Here is a 14,526-nt window from a genome sequence, read left to right as displayed (position 1 = left end):
ACAACACAATTGGCCGCGACCCGGCCATGAGTCAGAGGAGAGAATCGTGACCCAGAACGAAAAGCTCGCCGAACTGTCCGCCGCCGGGGTATCGGTGTGGCTCGACGACCTGTCCCGTGACCTGATCAGCTCCGGCGACCTCGCCGGCCTGACCGCCACCAAGTCGGTGGTCGGTGTCACCACCAACCCGTCGATCTTCCAGGCCGCCCTGTCCAAGGGCACCAGCTACGACGCCCAGGTGACCGAGCTCGCGGCGCGCGGGGCCGACGTGGATGCGACCATCCGCACGGTCACCACCGACGACGTCCGCAATGCCTGTGACGTGCTGCACCCCGTCTACGAACAGTCGGACGGAGTGGACGGGCGCGTGTCCATCGAGGTCGATCCGCGACTGGCCCACGACACCGACGCCACCGTCGCCCAGGCCATCGAGCTGTGGAAGATCGTCGACCGACCGAACCTGCTGATCAAGATCCCGGCCACCAAGGCCGGCCTGCCGGCCATCACCCGGACCCTGGCCGAGGGCATCAGCGTCAACGTGACCCTGATCTTCTCGGTGGAGCGCTACCAGGGCGTCATGGACGCCTACCTCGACGGGCTCGACGCCGCCGCACAGGCCGGTCACGACCTGTCGACGATCCATTCGGTCGCGTCGTTCTTCGTCTCCCGGGTCGACACCGAGATCGACAAACGTCTCGACGCGATCGGGACCCCCGCGGCCGACGAGCTGAAGGGCAAGGCCGCGCTGGCCAATGCCCGCCTGGCATATCAGGCGTATCAAGAGGTCTTCGAGGTCGAGTCCCGATTCCCTGACCTTCTCGCCCAGGGCGCCCGACCCCAGCGTGCCCTGTGGGCATCGACCGGAGTGAAGAACCCCGACTATCCCGACACCCTGTACGTCAGTGAGCTCGTCGCCCCCAACACGGTCAACACCATGCCGGGCAAGACGATGGACGCCTTCGCCGACCACGGCTGGGTGAACACCGGATCGATCATCGGTCTGGCACAGGAGTCGCAGGAGGTCTTCGACAAGCTCGCCGCTCTCGGCGTGGACGTCGCCGACGTGTTCGCGGTGCTCGAAGACGAGGGTGTCGGCAAGTTCGAGGACGCGTGGAACGAACTCCTCACCGCGACCGCCGAACAACTGGCTGCGGCGAAGGGCTGACCCGTTGCCCGCGAGCGGCTCGGCCTGGACCAATCCCCTCCGTGAACCCCGGGACAAGCGACTCCCCCGGATCGCGGGCCCCAGCAGCCTGATCATCTTCGGTGTCACCGGTGATCTCGCGCGCAAGAAGTTGATGCCCGCGGTCTACGACCTCGCCAATCGCGGCCTGCTGCCGCCGTCGTTCGCTCTGGTCGGCTTCGCCCGACGAGACTGGGACGACGAGGATTTCGCGAAAGTTGTGCACGACGCGGTCCGCGACCATGCGCGGACCGGCTTCCGTGAGGAGGTGTGGGAACGCCTCGCCGAGGGGTTCCGCTTCGTGTCCGGCTCCTTCGACGACGACGACGCATTCGCCCGGCTCAAGGACACCCTGCACAGGCTCGACAAGGAACGTGGCACCGACGGTAATTATGCGTTCTACCTGTCGATCCCGCCCAAGGCGTTCCCGACCGTGTGTGAGCAGTTGCAGCGCAGCGGCCTCGCCACCGAGGAGGGCGACAGCTGGCGACGAGTCGTCATCGAGAAGCCGTTCGGCCATGACCTGGAGTCGGCCAAGGAACTCAACGGAATCGTCAACAGCGTGTTCCCGGAGTCGTCGGTGTTCCGCATCGACCACTATCTGGGCAAGGAGACGGTCCAGAACATCCTGGCCCTGCGCTTTGCCAACCAGCTGTTCGATCCGCTGTGGAGCTCCCACTACGTCGATCACGTCCAGATCACCATGGCCGAGGACATCGGCCTCGGCGGGCGGGCCGGATACTACGACGGGATCGGCGCCGCGCGAGACGTCATCCAGAATCATCTCCTGCAGCTGATGGCACTCATCGCGATGGAGGAACCGATCTCCTTCGAGCCCAAGCAACTCCAGGCGGAGAAGATCAAGGTGCTCGCCGCCACACGCAACATCCTCCCGCACGAGGAGAACACCGCGCGCGGTCAGTACGGACCGGGTTGGCAGGGCAGCCAGAAGGTGCCCGGGCTGCTCGAGGAGGAGGGATTCTCCAAGAACTCGATCACCGAGACCTATGCGGCGATCGCACTCGAGGTCGACTCCCGCCGATGGGCAGGTGTTCCGTTCTACCTGCGGACCGGAAAGCGGTTGGGCCGCAGGGTGACCGAGATCGCGCTGGTCTTCCGGCGTGCCCCACACCTCCCGTTCGACAAGACGATGACCGAGGAGCTCAGCCAGAACGTGCTGGTCATCCGGGTCCAGCCGGACGAAGGCATCACCTTGCGGTTCGGGTCCAAGGTCCCCGGCTCCAGCATGGAGGTCCGCGACGTCAACATGGACTTCAGTTACGGCACCGCATTCACCGAGGCGTCGCCGGAGGCCTATGAGCGTCTGATCCTCGACGTACTGCTGGGCGAACCGTCACTCTTCCCGGTGAACGAAGAGGTCGAACTGTCATGGAAGATCCTCGATCCGGTGATCGAGGCCTGGGTGTCGAGCGGTAAGCCCGACACCTACGAGTCGGGCACCTGGGGTCCGGCGTCGGCGGACGACATGATGTCCAGGGTCGGGCGAGCATGGCGACGCCCCTGATCATCGGATTGGATGGCGCACGATGATTGTCGAGCTACCGAACACCTCCACCAACGAGGTGGCCAAGAAGATCGTGGCCCTGCGTGAATCCGGCGGGGCGATCAGTCTCGGGCGCGTCCTCACGCTGGTCGTGTGTGCCGAGCACAACGAACCGACCGAGGGTGCGATCGAGGCGGCCATCGGGGCCAGCCGTGAGCATCCCAGCCGGGTGATCGTGGTCTCGCGTGGCGACCGCGACACCGAGTCCCGGCTCGACGCCGAGATCCGCGTCGGTGGCGATGCGGGCGCCTCGGAAGTCGTCGTCCTCACCCTCGAAGGGGATCTGGCGAACCACCCGCGTTCGGTCGTCACTCCCTTCCTGCTCCCGGACACGCCGGTCGTCACGTGGTGGCCGGGCACTGCGCCGGAGGATCCCATGGCAGACCCGATGGGAACTCTGGGCCGCAGGCGCATTCTGGACGCATCCAGGTCCGACCACCCGGAATCGGTTCTGGCCCGCCGCCTCGCCACCTACGCGCCGGGCGACTCCGACCTCGCCTGGACGCAGATCACCCACTGGCGTGGCCTGCTCGCCTCGGCACTCGGCCGGCCGCCGCACACGCCGGTCACCTCCGCAGAGGTCACCGGCCCGTCGGACTCCCCCGGTGTCGACCTGCTCGCGGGCTGGCTGCAGTCGGCTTTGCACGTGCCGACGCGGCGCCGGACGGGCAGCTTCGAGGTGCGGCTGGTGCGCGACGACGGACCGACCGTGCTCGCGATCGACGAGAACCGCAACGCCGTGCTGTCCCAGCCGGGTAAGCCGGACGGGCGCGTCGCGATGACGAGGCGCGATCTCCCCCAACTCCTCGTCGAGGAACTCCGTCGTCTCGACGTCGACGAGGTGTACGAGGAGGCATTGCGCGGCGTGGCCGCTGTCGATTTCAGCGAGGTGGTGGCGTGATGATCCCGGAAACCCTGGTGTTCGACGACAAGAACGACCTCGTCGCGACGGCTGCGAACCGGTTCGTCGACCTGGTGACTCGCGCGCAGACCGAACGCGGAGTCGCGTCCGTGGTACTGACCGGCGGCAGCAACGGGATCGCGATCCTGCGTGCGCTGGCGGCCGACAGTGGCGACATCGACTGGTCACGGGTGGAATTGTTCTGGGGCGACGACCGTTTCGTTCCCGCCGACGATCCGGAACGCAATTACGGGCAGGCGCGCGACGCCCTGCTCGACCACGTTCCGGTCGACCCGGATCGGATCCATCCCATGGCCGCATCCGACGGTGAGTTCGGCGACGACATCACGGCGGCGGCCTCCGCCTATGCGAGAGTGCTCGGGCACGTCGGCACCGGCCAGGTACCGCATTTCGACCTCCACCTGCTGGGCATGGGCGGAGAAGGCCACATCAACTCCCTCTTCCCACACACGGCGGCCACGGCGGAGACCGAGAAGACCGTCGTCGCCGTGGAGGAATCACCGAAGCCTCCACCGCGACGGATCACCCTCACGCTGCCGGTGGTCAACCGCAGCAAGGCAGTCTGGTTCCTGGTTGCGGGCGCCGACAAGGCCGATGCGGTGGCGGCAGCCCACACCGGGGCGAGCGCCGCCGACTGGCCCTGCGCCGGCGCCCACGGTACCGACGAGACGGTCTGGTTTCTGGACCGCCCCGCCGCGTCGCGGATCTCCTAGCGCACGCCTCCCGTCACGACCCGGGAATCACCCGCACCACCGACGGCGTTGTGGGTGGCATGAGGGCGCTGTGGACATTGGCTCATCCCGACCCCGATTCGCTCAACAGCCGGCTGCGACACGTCGGCGTGCAGACCTTGCGTGATAACGGTTGGGAGGTCAGCGAATCCGATCTGTACGCGATGAAGTGGGATCCGGTTCTCCAGGACGAGGGTGGTGCCGACGTCGAGGCCGAACAGGACAAGCTCTGTGCGGCCGACCTCCTGGTGATGCAGTTCCCGCTCTGGTGGTACGGCATGCCCGCGATCATGAAGGGGTGGGTGGATCGGGTCTTCGAGCGCGGGTTCGCCTACGACGTGATCGATCCGGAGACCGGGCGCGCACGCAAGTACGGCGACGGTGGCCTCGTCGGGCGGCGCGCCCTTGCGGTGGTCACCGCCGGTGACCGCCCGGGCAGTCTCGAGCAGCGCGGCATCAGCGGCAGTATCGAGGACGTCTTGTGGACCACCCTGCACGGCACCTTCTGGTACACCGGCATGGAGGCGCTGGCGCCGCATCTCGTCACGCGGGCACGTGATGTCGACGAGTCGACCATCGCCGGCGTCGAGGCGGATCTGCGGTCACGGCTGATCGGGATCGGTGACGAACCACCGATCCCCTATCTGCCACTCGACGAACGGTTCTATGACCACTCGATCCGGCTGTTGCCCGATGTCGCGCCGGGCGTCACGGGGAACGGCGCGCATCTCCATCAACAATTGTCGTATAGCCAGCGATACTCAGTCTGTGACCACAGCCAGCGTTCGTGATCGTCTAATGGAGCGGTAGAGACGGTGCCATGTCGTAGCACGAGACCACCTAGTCTACGAACACCGCGACTGTCGGTCCCTACATTCGTACGGGTACTCAATAAATGCACTGTTGGGGGCTCTCTTAGCGCCGCCACGATCTGCCCCCTTTGGACCGGATCACCGAGCAGTGACAAACAGTCGGGTGCTACAAACTCCTCGGGTGCATTCCCCGACCTCACGGCGTCCGCGACGACGCCAACGGCCGCCGCAAGCGAAGCGTCCGTGTAACAACGGAGGACGCGGGCCGGAGGTGGCACGAAACGAGAGGGCCACTTGGTTGCCGACTCGTAGCAAATGTTGGACAAGACTGTTTGATGGAGGTTCGCCTCCCGCAGATCTGTGTCCCCATCCATTACCGTCCCAGTGAGCACAGCTCTTCTCAGGTCCGCCCCCCGCAAGTCAACTCCCGTCAACCGAGCCCCAGTTAGATTCGCACAGCGCGGAACAGTACGCACTCTTGGGTTTTTTTCGGTTGGGTCATCAATGCACCCTATAAGAGCGCCGCTGAGATCTGCACTCGCTAGATTCGAAAACTTCAATAATGCGCCTCGTAAATCTATTTGCGACATTTTCGCGCCCCAAAAGCGCACACCCTCGAATTCTGCGTCAGTCGCAACTACTCTGGTTAGATCGGCTGCGTCCAACGAGGTAGGTCCGCGTGCATCAGTGCCGTTGCATTTCATCTCGACAAACGCGTCACCAGGCAGAGATGTCGGGCAGGAAAGGTTCGCCCATCGGAGTGTCGCCGAATTGAGCGCACCGCCATCAAGTTTGGCGCCGGCCAAGATCACAGAGTCCATGCTTGCGTTCTTAGCAACGATCTTAACCAAGTCGCCGCCGGTAATGTTGGCATTATTCATCTGGGCATTGGAGAGATTTGCACCCGTCAGATCAGCAGCGGGCAATTGAAGTCCAGATAGATTCATTTGTTGCAGGTCCATGTACGAGAATGGTTTGGCTCCGAATCCACCAGCACGTTCGCGAACGAAACGCAAGTTCTCGAGCCGCTCAGCCTGTTCCGCTCGTTGGCCTTCTAGTCTGTCTGCCTGAACTCTCTGGCCATCTGCCCGCGCTTCGTCACGCTCGGAGCGTAGATTGTCAAGCCTGTACTGAATGGCGATCGATGCCATCGTCACCAGTATTGCTACAAGGAGTGCCACAAAGATTTCAGCAACCCACCACTTCGGCTGTCTTGAGAGGGATGACTCGTAGAAGAGATAACGCCCCCGCCACTGGCGCGGCATCGTTATCCATTCTGGACCAAACGGAGTCTGCCGATACCGCGAACGAGCATGAACCTTGCGCGCTCTTTTCAACTGGGATAACGAATACCCCGCGGGTGGCTCCGTCACGAATCGATTGTTGCACCGCAAGAACAGGCTAGCTAAGCCTTAGCAACCAATCGTCTGGTCGAATGACATGCGAGCTCGTTGACTCGCCAGACGGAGTTGTGAATGAGGCGCCCGCGAAGCCGATGTCGCACGGTTTGGGACGACAGTGTCTCCCGACAATCAGGTCCTCTTGATCGGTATACGTATGTGACGTCGGAGCATCATTGACCTCAATCCGCCAAGAAGAATCAGCCGCTGTTGCGCAACGCCGTCGCGAGCCCGTTCATGGTGAGCTGGATGCCGCGGCGCACCGCCGGTGAGTCCTCGCCGGCGCGGAACCGACGCAGGAGTTCCACCTGGAGCATGTTGAGCGGCTCGAGGTACGGGAACCGGTTGTAGACCGAACGCTTCAGGGCGGCGTTGTCGGTGAGCAGGTCGTCGGTGCCGGTGATCTTCGCGTACATCTCGATGGTGCGTTCGTGTTCGTCGACGATCATGCCGAACACCTTGTCCCGCAAGGTCTCATCGGGAACCAGCTGCGCGTAGCGGTGGGCCAGGCCCATGTCCGACTTCGCGAGTACCTGCGCCATGTTGGACATCACGGTCCGGAAGAACGGCCAATCCGCGTAGTAACGGCTCAGCGTCTCCAGTCGCTGCTCGTCCTCGCCGACCCACTGCTGGAAGGCCGAACCCGTGCCATACCAGCCGGGCAACATCACCCGCGACTGGGTCCATGACAGCACCCACGGGATGGCGCGCAGGTCCGAGATCTTCTCGGTCTGTTTACGCGACGCCGGACGGCTGCCGATGTTGAGTGCGCCGATCTCCGACAGGGGGGTCGAGGTCGTGAAGTACTCGACGAAGCCCGGTGTCTCGTGGACGAGTCCACTGTAGGCAGAGCGCGCCAGCGCGGCGATCTCGTCCATGTCGCGGTAGGCACATTCGGAGTCGTCGCCGAGTCCCTCGACGTCGAGCAGTGAGGACTCGATCGTCGCGGCCAACAAGGTCTCCAGATTACGTTGGGCCAGAACCGGTTCCGCATACTTTGCGGCGATGATCTCGCCCTGCTCGGTGATCCGCAGCGAGCCCTGCACCGCACCGGGCGGTTGCGCCAGGATGGCGTCGTAGCTCGGCCCACCGCCACGCCCGACGGTGCCGCCACGACCGTGGAACAGACGCAACCTGATGCCGGCCTTCTTGGCCGCCTCCACCAGGTCGAGTTCGCCCCGGTACAGTGCCCAGTTCGCGGCCATGTAGCCGCCGTCCTTGTTCGAGTCGGAGTAGCCGAGCATGACCTCCTGCATGCCCGACTGTCCGTCGACGAGATCGCGATAGAGCGGGATGTCCAACGCCGCCAACAGCGTCTCCGCACCCTGCTGGAGGTCCTCGATGGTCTCGAACAACGGGACCACCCGCACCGTCGACATCAGTTTCCCGCTCTCCGGGTCGATGTCGATCAGTCCCGCCTCCTTGAGCAGGATCATCGGTTCGAGCATGTCGCTGACCGAGGTGCACATGCTGATGACGTAGTTCGGCACGGCCTGCGGGCCGAATTTCTCGACCGCCCCCGCCGCCGCACGGACGATGTTCAATTCCTTGGTGGCGAGATCACTCAGCGCGGCGTCGGGCCTCGTCAACGGGCGTCGTGCCGCCAGTTCCTTCGTCAGGATCTCGACTCGGTCGGCCTCGCCAAGCGACAGGTAGTCGGCGTGCACGCCTGCCCACGCCAGCAGTTCGGCGATGACCTCCTCGTGCATGTCCGAGTTCTGCCGCATGTCCAGGCCGGAGAGGTTGAAACCGAAGGTCCGGACGCTCTCCCGCAGCCGCGACAGGCGGTCGTCGGCGATGGTGTCGTCGTGGTTGTCCCGCAGTGCGACGTCGATGATGTCGAGATCGCCCAGCAGGTCGTCGGCGCAGCCGTAGGGACTGCGGCCGTCGACCAGGAACAGGTCACTCGACGACAGGAACTCGGTGTCGAACATGGTGTTCGCGGTCGCCGCCAGGCGGGACCGGATGTGGCGTAGTGCAGCACGAAACGGCTCGTCGGCAGCCGGGTCGTCGGCGGATACGTCGGCCAGTTCGAGGAGCGCATCGGTGGAGCTGATCAGCCGCGCGGACATGCTCAGTTCCTCCGCGAGCCGCTCGAGTTCGGCCAGATGATGTGCCACCGCGGTCTCCGCCGCGCGCGTCGTCGCCATCGTCACGATCTCGTCGGTGACGTACGGATTGCCGTCGCGGTCACCGCCGATCCACGAACCCATCCGGATCATCGGGTCGTCGGCGAGACCCGCGTCGGGGTAGGCCGATCGCAACGCCGCGCGCACCTTGGTGTTGATCTTCGGCACGACGTCGAAGAACGAGGCATCGTAGTAGCGGAGGCCGGAACGGATCTCGTCCTGGATGGTCAGGCGTTCGAGGCGGATCAGCGCGGTCTGCCACAAGGTGAGGATCTGCCGCCGAATGCCTTCGGTGACCTCCGCGTCCTCGTCCGCGGTCAGCTCGGTGCGTCCGCGGAACCGCATCAGTTCGGTGATGCGGTTCTGGGCCTCGAAGATCGTTCGGCGGCGCGTCTCGGTCGGGTGGGCGGTGATGACGGGGACCACGGTGGCATCGGCGAGCGCACGACCCACCTGCTCGTCGGTCAATCCGGCGGCGGCGAGCTTGGCATAGGTGGCGGCGAGGCTGCTGTCCTGAGGAGGATCCCCGGCACGCACATGAATCGTCCGACGCCGCTCCCGGTGGATGTCCTCGGCGAGATTCGCCAGCAACGCGAAGTTGGTGAACGCTCGGATCACCGGCAGTGCCACACCGATGTCCAGATCGGTGAACATGTCGGCCAGCACATCCCGGTCGATCTCCGAGCGACGAATCCGGAAGGCCGCGACCCGCGCGTTCTCGACGAGATCGAAGACTTCCGTACCGGAATGCTCGCGAACCATGTCGCCGAGGATCCCGCCGAGCAGGCGGATGTCCTCACGTAACGGCTCGGTGAGCGCTCGACCCTCGTCGTCGACCGAGATGTGGTCGACAATGGAGATCGACGGCCGCCAGGCAGCCGCACCGCGGGATGTGTTCGAGGCAGACGAGATCGCTTCGCTCATGACGTCCAGTATCCCGTCATTCGAGGGCGGGGGCATCTCGGGCCGGGATCCGCTCCGAAGAGACGGGCGTCACGGCAGGCACTTTCGCCGAGTTGCGGAAACCCCTCAGACACGATCAGTCCGGCCCGTGGGGCCGGACTGATCGAGGCGGGATCGGCGGATCGCTCAGGAGAGCTTGATGTCGACGCCGATGCCGATGATGAAGATGAACCAGATGAGCCCGACGAACACGGTCAGGCGGTCGAGGTTGCGCTCGACGACGCTCGACCCCGACAGGCTGGACTGCACACCGCCACCGAACAGCGATGACAGACCGCCGCCCTTGCCGCGGTGCAGCAACACCAGCACCACCATCAGCACGCTGGTGATGACCAATCCGATGTCGAGTGCGAGCTTCACGTGTAGTCAGTCCTGTTCGGTCGGGTACTTCGACCTTTGCGGTCGACTCAAGGCAACTATGGCAGGTCACGCCCGATGGATGGGCACAACCTGCCACAGTCTACGCGTCACGCCTCACCTACCCCGCACCCCCCGTCACACCCGGCACCGCGGCCGCGACGGTTCCCGTCATCCGCGACCCCGATGTGCCGTCGCGGATGACGGAAAGGGTCGCGGCTGCGGGGTGGGGTGGTGGGTGGGGTGGGGTCGTGGATGGGGAGGTGCGGTTCGGTGGGTTGGGTCAGGGCAACGGTCCGCCTGCGGCGATGGCCGACAGGCTCGCGAACTCGTCCGACTTCAACGAGGCGCCGCCCACGAGCGCACCGTCGACATCCTGCTGACCGACGATGTCGCCGACGTTCTTCGCATTCACCGATCCGCCGTAGAGCACGCGGACCGAATCGGCGGTGGCGTCGTCGGCGATCTCGCGGAGCGCACCGCGGATCGCCCCGCACACCTCCTGCGCATCGGCGGCACTGGCCACGCGACCCGTTCCGATGGCCCACACCGGCTCGTAGGCGATGACGACCTTGGCGATCTCCTCGGCGCCGAGACCGGCGAGCGAGCCCTTCAGCTGGGTCACGTTGTACGCGACGTGCTCACCCGACTCCCGGACCTCGAGCCCCTCGCCGATGCAGACGATCGGCGTGAGGCCGTGTCGCAGCGCCGCCTTGGTCTTCGCGAGCACCACCTCGTCGGTCTCGGCGTGCAGGGTGCGGCGCTCGGAATGCCCGACGACCACGAACGTGCAGCCGAGCTTGGCCAGGAAGGTTCCGCTGATCTCGCCGGTGTAGGCACCCGAATCGTGTTCCGACAGATCCTGTGCCCCGTAGGTGATCAGCAGTTTGTCGCCGTCCACCACGGTCTGCACGCTGCGGATGTCAGTGAACGGCGGGATGACCGTCACGTCGACCTTGTCGAAGTACTTCGCCGGCAGGGCGAAGGCGATCTTCTGGACCAGCGCGATCGCCTCGAGATGATTGAGGTTCATCTTCCAGTTGCCCGCGATCAACGGTTTGCGTTTGGCCGCCATCAATTCTCCAAGACCTTCAGGCCGGGCAGTTCCTTGCCCTCCAGGTATTCCAACGACGCTCCGCCGCCGGTCGAGATGTGCGAGAAGTCGCTGTCCGGCAGACCGAGGGTCCGCACCGCGGCGGCCGAGTCGCCACCGCCGACGACGGTGAATGCCCCGCCCTTGGTGGTGGCGGCGATGGCCTCCGCGACGCCCCGCGTACCTGCCGCGAACTCCTCGAACTCGAAGACGCCCGACGGCCCGTTCCAGAACACCGTCTCGGCACCGGAGAGCACCGCGGCGAACCGCTTGACGGACTCCGAACCGATGTCCAGACCCATCCACCCGTCGGGGATCTCCTCGACCGGCACCGTCTTCGACTCGGCGTCGGCGGCGAACTTGTCGGCCACCACCACGTCGACCGGCAGCCGGATCACGTCACCGAACCGGTCCAGCAGATCCTTGCAGACACCGATCTGATCCTCTTGGAGCAACGACGTACCCACCGGATGCCCCTGCGCGGCAAGGAAAGTGAATGCCATTCCGCCGCCGATCACCAGGGTGTCGACCTTGGGCGCCAGCGCCTCGATCACGCCCAGCTTGTCCGAGACCTTCGATCCACCGAGGACGACGGCGTACGGCCGGGCGACCTCGTGGGTGAGTTTCGACAATACCTCGACCTCGGCCTCGACGAGCTTCCCGGCATAGTGCGGGAGCAGCTTGGCGACGTCGTACACCGAGGCCTGCTCGCGGTGCACGACCCCGAAGCCGTCCGAGACGAACGCACCGTCGTCGCCGACCAGCTCCACGAGGGCCTTCGCCAGCGATTCCCGTTCCGCATCGTCCTTGGAGGTCTCGCGCGGGTCGAACCGGACGTTCTCCAGCAACAGGACGTCACCGTCGGTCAGCCCTTCGGCGCGGGCCAACGCATCGGTGCCGACCACATCACCGGCGAGCTGGACGTTGCGTCCGAGTTCGGCTCCGAGTCGCTCGGCCACCGGCCCGAGCGAGTACTTCGGGTCGGGTTCGCCCTTCGGCCGGCCCAGGTGCGCGGTGATGATCACCTTGGCGCCTGCGTCGACCAGTGCCGACAGGGTCGGCAGTGAGGCCAGGATGCGGCCCGGATCGGTGATCGTCGTCCCGTCGAGCGGGACGTTGAAATCCGACCGGACCAGCACTCCCCGACCCGAAACGCCTTCTTCCAAAAGGTCTTTCAGCGTGGGTACGCCCATGGCAGCGTTGCTCCAGAGTTGTCGAGGGTCAGGTACTAGAGCGACTTGCCGACCAGGCCGGTCAGGTCGACGAGACGGTTCGAGTAGCCCCACTCGTTGTCGTACCAGGAGACGGCCTTGACCTGGTTGCCGATGACCTTGGTGAGTCCGGCGTCGAACAGCGACGAGTGCGGGTCGGTGACGATGTCGCTCGACACGATCGGTGCGTCGTAGTACTTGAGGATGCCCTTGAGCGGCCCCTCGGCGGCAGCCTTCATGGCCGCATTGACCTCGTCGGCACTCGGAGACTTCTCGAGGACCGCGGTGAGGTCGGTGACCGAGCCGGTGGGGATCGGCACCCGCAGCGCGTAGCCGTCGAGCTTGCCCTTCAGTTCCGGGATGACCAACGAGATCGCCTTGGCCGCGCCGGTCGACGTGGGAACCACGTTGATCGCGGCGGCACGGGCACGACGCAGATCCTTGTGCGGACCGTCCTGCAGGTTCTGGTCCTGGGTGTAGGCGTGCACGGTGGTCATCAGACCGGAGACGATGCCGAACTCGTCGTTGAGCACCTTCGCGAACGGCCCGAGGCAGTTCGTGGTGCACGAGGCGTTGGAGATGATGTTCTGGCTGCCGTCGTACTTGTCGTCGTTGACGCCCATGACGATGGTGATGTCCTCGTCGCTGGCCGGCGCCGAGATGATGACCTTCTTGGCTCCCGCGTCCAGGTGGCCCTGCGCCTTCGCGCGGGCGGTGAAGATACCCGTGGATTCGACGACGACGTCGACGCCCAGGTCACCCCACGGGAGGGCGGCGGGTCCTTCTTTGACCTCGAGCGCCTTGATGCGCTTGTCTCCGACCACGATGTAGTCGCCGTCGACGCTGACCTCCTCGGGGAAACGCCCGAGGATCGAGTCGAACTTGAGCAGGTGCGCGAGAGTCGCGTTGTCGGTCAGGTCATTGACCGCGACGATCTCGATGTCGGTGGTTCCCAAAGCCTTCTGTGCTTCTATGGCGCGGAAGAAGTTGCGGCCGATCCGGCCGAATCCGTTGACGCCTACCCGTACAGTCACTGTTGTGCTCCTTAGCGGTGTTCATCATCGAGCCCTGCGGCCGGGGTCGCGGTCGGTGTTGGCGAAGGTGAACGTACCCACGGCACACCTCAGCCTAGTAGGACACCACACGATGGGTGACCCAAGGGGTTGATTGGCCCGCCCGCCTCACGCTTCGTCGAGGAGGTCGGACGTCACCGCAGATTCGGTGTCGGGGATCCCGTCGGTGCGCGCCTTCTTGTCCGCCATCGACAGCAGACGACGGATCCGTCCGGCCACCGCGTCTTTGGTCATCGGCGGATCTGCGAGCTGACCGAGTTCTTCCAGTGAGGCCTGACGGTGGGTGATGCGCAATTGCCCGGCCGCGATCAGATGGTCGGGGACCTCGTCGCCGAGGATGTCCAGTGCACGTTCCACCCGTGCCGCCGCCGCGACGGCGGCACGCGCCGAACGCCGGAGGTTGGCGTCGTCGAAGTTGGCCAATCTGTTCGCGGTGGCACGGACCTCGCGTCGCATCCGACGCTCCTCCCACACCAGCCGCGTGTCGTGGGCACCCATCCTGGTCAGCAGTGCGCCGATGGCCTCACCATCGCGGATGACGACGCGATCGGCCCCACGCACCTCGCGTGCCTTGGCCGACACCCCGAGCCGTCGGGCCGCCCCGACGAGCGCCAGCGCGGCCTCCGGCCCTGGGCAGCTGACCTCGAGCGCCGACGATCGTCCGGGTTCGGTGAGCGAACCGTGGGCGAGAAACGCACCGCGCCAGGCGGCTTCCGAATCCGCAACGCTTCCGCCGACGACCTGGGCAGGGAGTCCCCGAACCGGGCGTCCGCGCAGATCCAGCAGGCCGGTCTGCCGCGCGAGTCCTTCGCCGTCCTTGGTCACACGGACGATGTAGCGCGCACCCTTGCGGATGCCGCCACTGCGCAGCACGTGGACGTCGGAGCCGTAGCCGTAGAGGTCGAAGATCTCCCGGCGAAGGCGACGGGCGACGTTCCCGAGATCCACCTCGGCCTCCACCACCACCCGGCCCGCCACGATGTGCAGGCCTCCCGCGAATCGCAACAAGGCCGACACCTCGGCCTTGCGTGCACTCGTCTGGGTCACGGTCAGTCGCGAAAGCTCATCCTTCACCGCCGCGGTCATCG

Annotated in this window: 12 protein-coding genes; 5 read left to right on the top strand and 7 right to left on the bottom strand. The window is 65.3% G+C overall.

Translation table 11 applies throughout. The features are described 5' to 3' along the window. Positions 1-46 precede the first annotated feature (46 nt). From tal to IDF66_RS20370, 5 genes are read left to right on the top strand one after another with little or no spacing between them, the layout of a single operon-like run. Complete coding sequence (gene tal, locus IDF66_RS20390) at positions 47-1,165, top strand: transaldolase (protein ID WP_164307905.1); 1,119 nt, start codon at positions 47-49, stop codon at positions 1,163-1,165. A gap of 4 nt (positions 1,166-1,169) precedes the next feature. Next, positions 1,170-2,708 carry a glucose-6-phosphate dehydrogenase gene (zwf, locus tag IDF66_RS20385; RefSeq protein WP_164307907.1) on the top strand — a complete coding sequence of 513 codons (1,539 nt, stop codon included), beginning with the start codon at positions 1,170-1,172 and terminating at the stop codon, positions 2,706-2,708. Positions 2,709-2,730: 22 nt separating this feature from the next. Continuing rightward, on the top strand, positions 2,731-3,648 hold the full coding sequence (locus IDF66_RS20380) for a glucose-6-phosphate dehydrogenase assembly protein OpcA (protein WP_190268347.1): 918 nt from the start codon (positions 2,731-2,733) through the stop codon (positions 3,646-3,648). After that, a complete protein-coding gene (gene pgl / locus IDF66_RS20375) occupies positions 3,648-4,382 on the top strand; it encodes a 6-phosphogluconolactonase (RefSeq protein WP_190268406.1) in 735 nt (244 codons plus the stop codon). Before IDF66_RS20380 ends, pgl begins: the two co-directional genes overlap by 1 nt. Before the next feature lie 59 nt (positions 4,383-4,441). After that, positions 4,442-5,191: an NAD(P)H-dependent oxidoreductase gene (locus IDF66_RS20370; RefSeq protein WP_190268346.1), complete on the top strand. Its 750-nt coding sequence runs from the start codon at positions 4,442-4,444 to the stop codon at positions 5,189-5,191. On the opposite strand, the gene IDF66_RS24165 is transcribed toward IDF66_RS20370, so the two are convergent. The 7 genes from IDF66_RS24165 to whiA all read right to left on the bottom strand — a co-directional run bounded on the left by IDF66_RS24165 (position 5,134) and on the right by whiA (position 14,524). Beyond that, positions 5,134-6,159 (bottom strand): pentapeptide repeat-containing protein, encoded by a 1,026-nt coding sequence (locus IDF66_RS24165; protein WP_223309938.1) that lies wholly within the window; start codon positions 6,157-6,159, stop codon positions 5,134-5,136. The two genes, IDF66_RS20370 and IDF66_RS24165, sit on opposite strands and share 58 nt — an antisense overlap. A gap of 653 nt (positions 6,160-6,812) precedes the next feature. After that, positions 6,813-9,665, bottom strand: coding sequence for a phosphoenolpyruvate carboxylase (gene ppc / locus IDF66_RS20360; protein WP_223309871.1), 2,853 nt, complete (start codon positions 9,663-9,665; stop codon positions 6,813-6,815). Positions 9,666-9,830: 165 nt separating this feature from the next. Next, entirely contained in the window at positions 9,831-10,064 is a 234-nt protein-coding gene (gene secG, locus IDF66_RS20355; RefSeq protein WP_164307914.1) for a preprotein translocase subunit SecG, read from the bottom strand. A 280-nt stretch (positions 10,065-10,344) separates the two neighbouring features. Then, entirely contained in the window at positions 10,345-11,136 is a 792-nt protein-coding gene (tpiA, locus tag IDF66_RS20350) for a triose-phosphate isomerase (RefSeq protein ID WP_190268343.1), read from the bottom strand. Beyond that, on the bottom strand, positions 11,136-12,347 hold the full coding sequence (locus IDF66_RS20345; protein ID WP_190268342.1) for a phosphoglycerate kinase: 1,212 nt from the start codon (positions 12,345-12,347) through the stop codon (positions 11,136-11,138). The genes tpiA and IDF66_RS20345 overlap by 1 nt, the downstream gene beginning before the upstream one ends. A gap of 35 nt (positions 12,348-12,382) precedes the next feature. Continuing rightward, positions 12,383-13,399, bottom strand: coding sequence for a type I glyceraldehyde-3-phosphate dehydrogenase (gene gap / locus IDF66_RS20340; protein ID WP_164307918.1), 1,017 nt, complete (start codon positions 13,397-13,399; stop codon positions 12,383-12,385). Between the two features lie 147 nt (positions 13,400-13,546). Further along, positions 13,547-14,524, bottom strand: coding sequence for a DNA-binding protein WhiA (gene whiA / locus IDF66_RS20335; protein ID WP_164308008.1), 978 nt, complete (start codon positions 14,522-14,524; stop codon positions 13,547-13,549). Positions 14,525-14,526 lie beyond the last annotated feature (2 nt).

Source organism: Gordonia hankookensis (assembly GCF_014673215.1).
Taxonomy (GTDB): Bacteria; Actinomycetota; Actinomycetes; order Mycobacteriales; family Mycobacteriaceae; genus Gordonia; species Gordonia hankookensis.
Note: the sequence above shows the minus strand (reverse complement) of the source record. Positions and strands in the feature narration are given on the sequence as shown.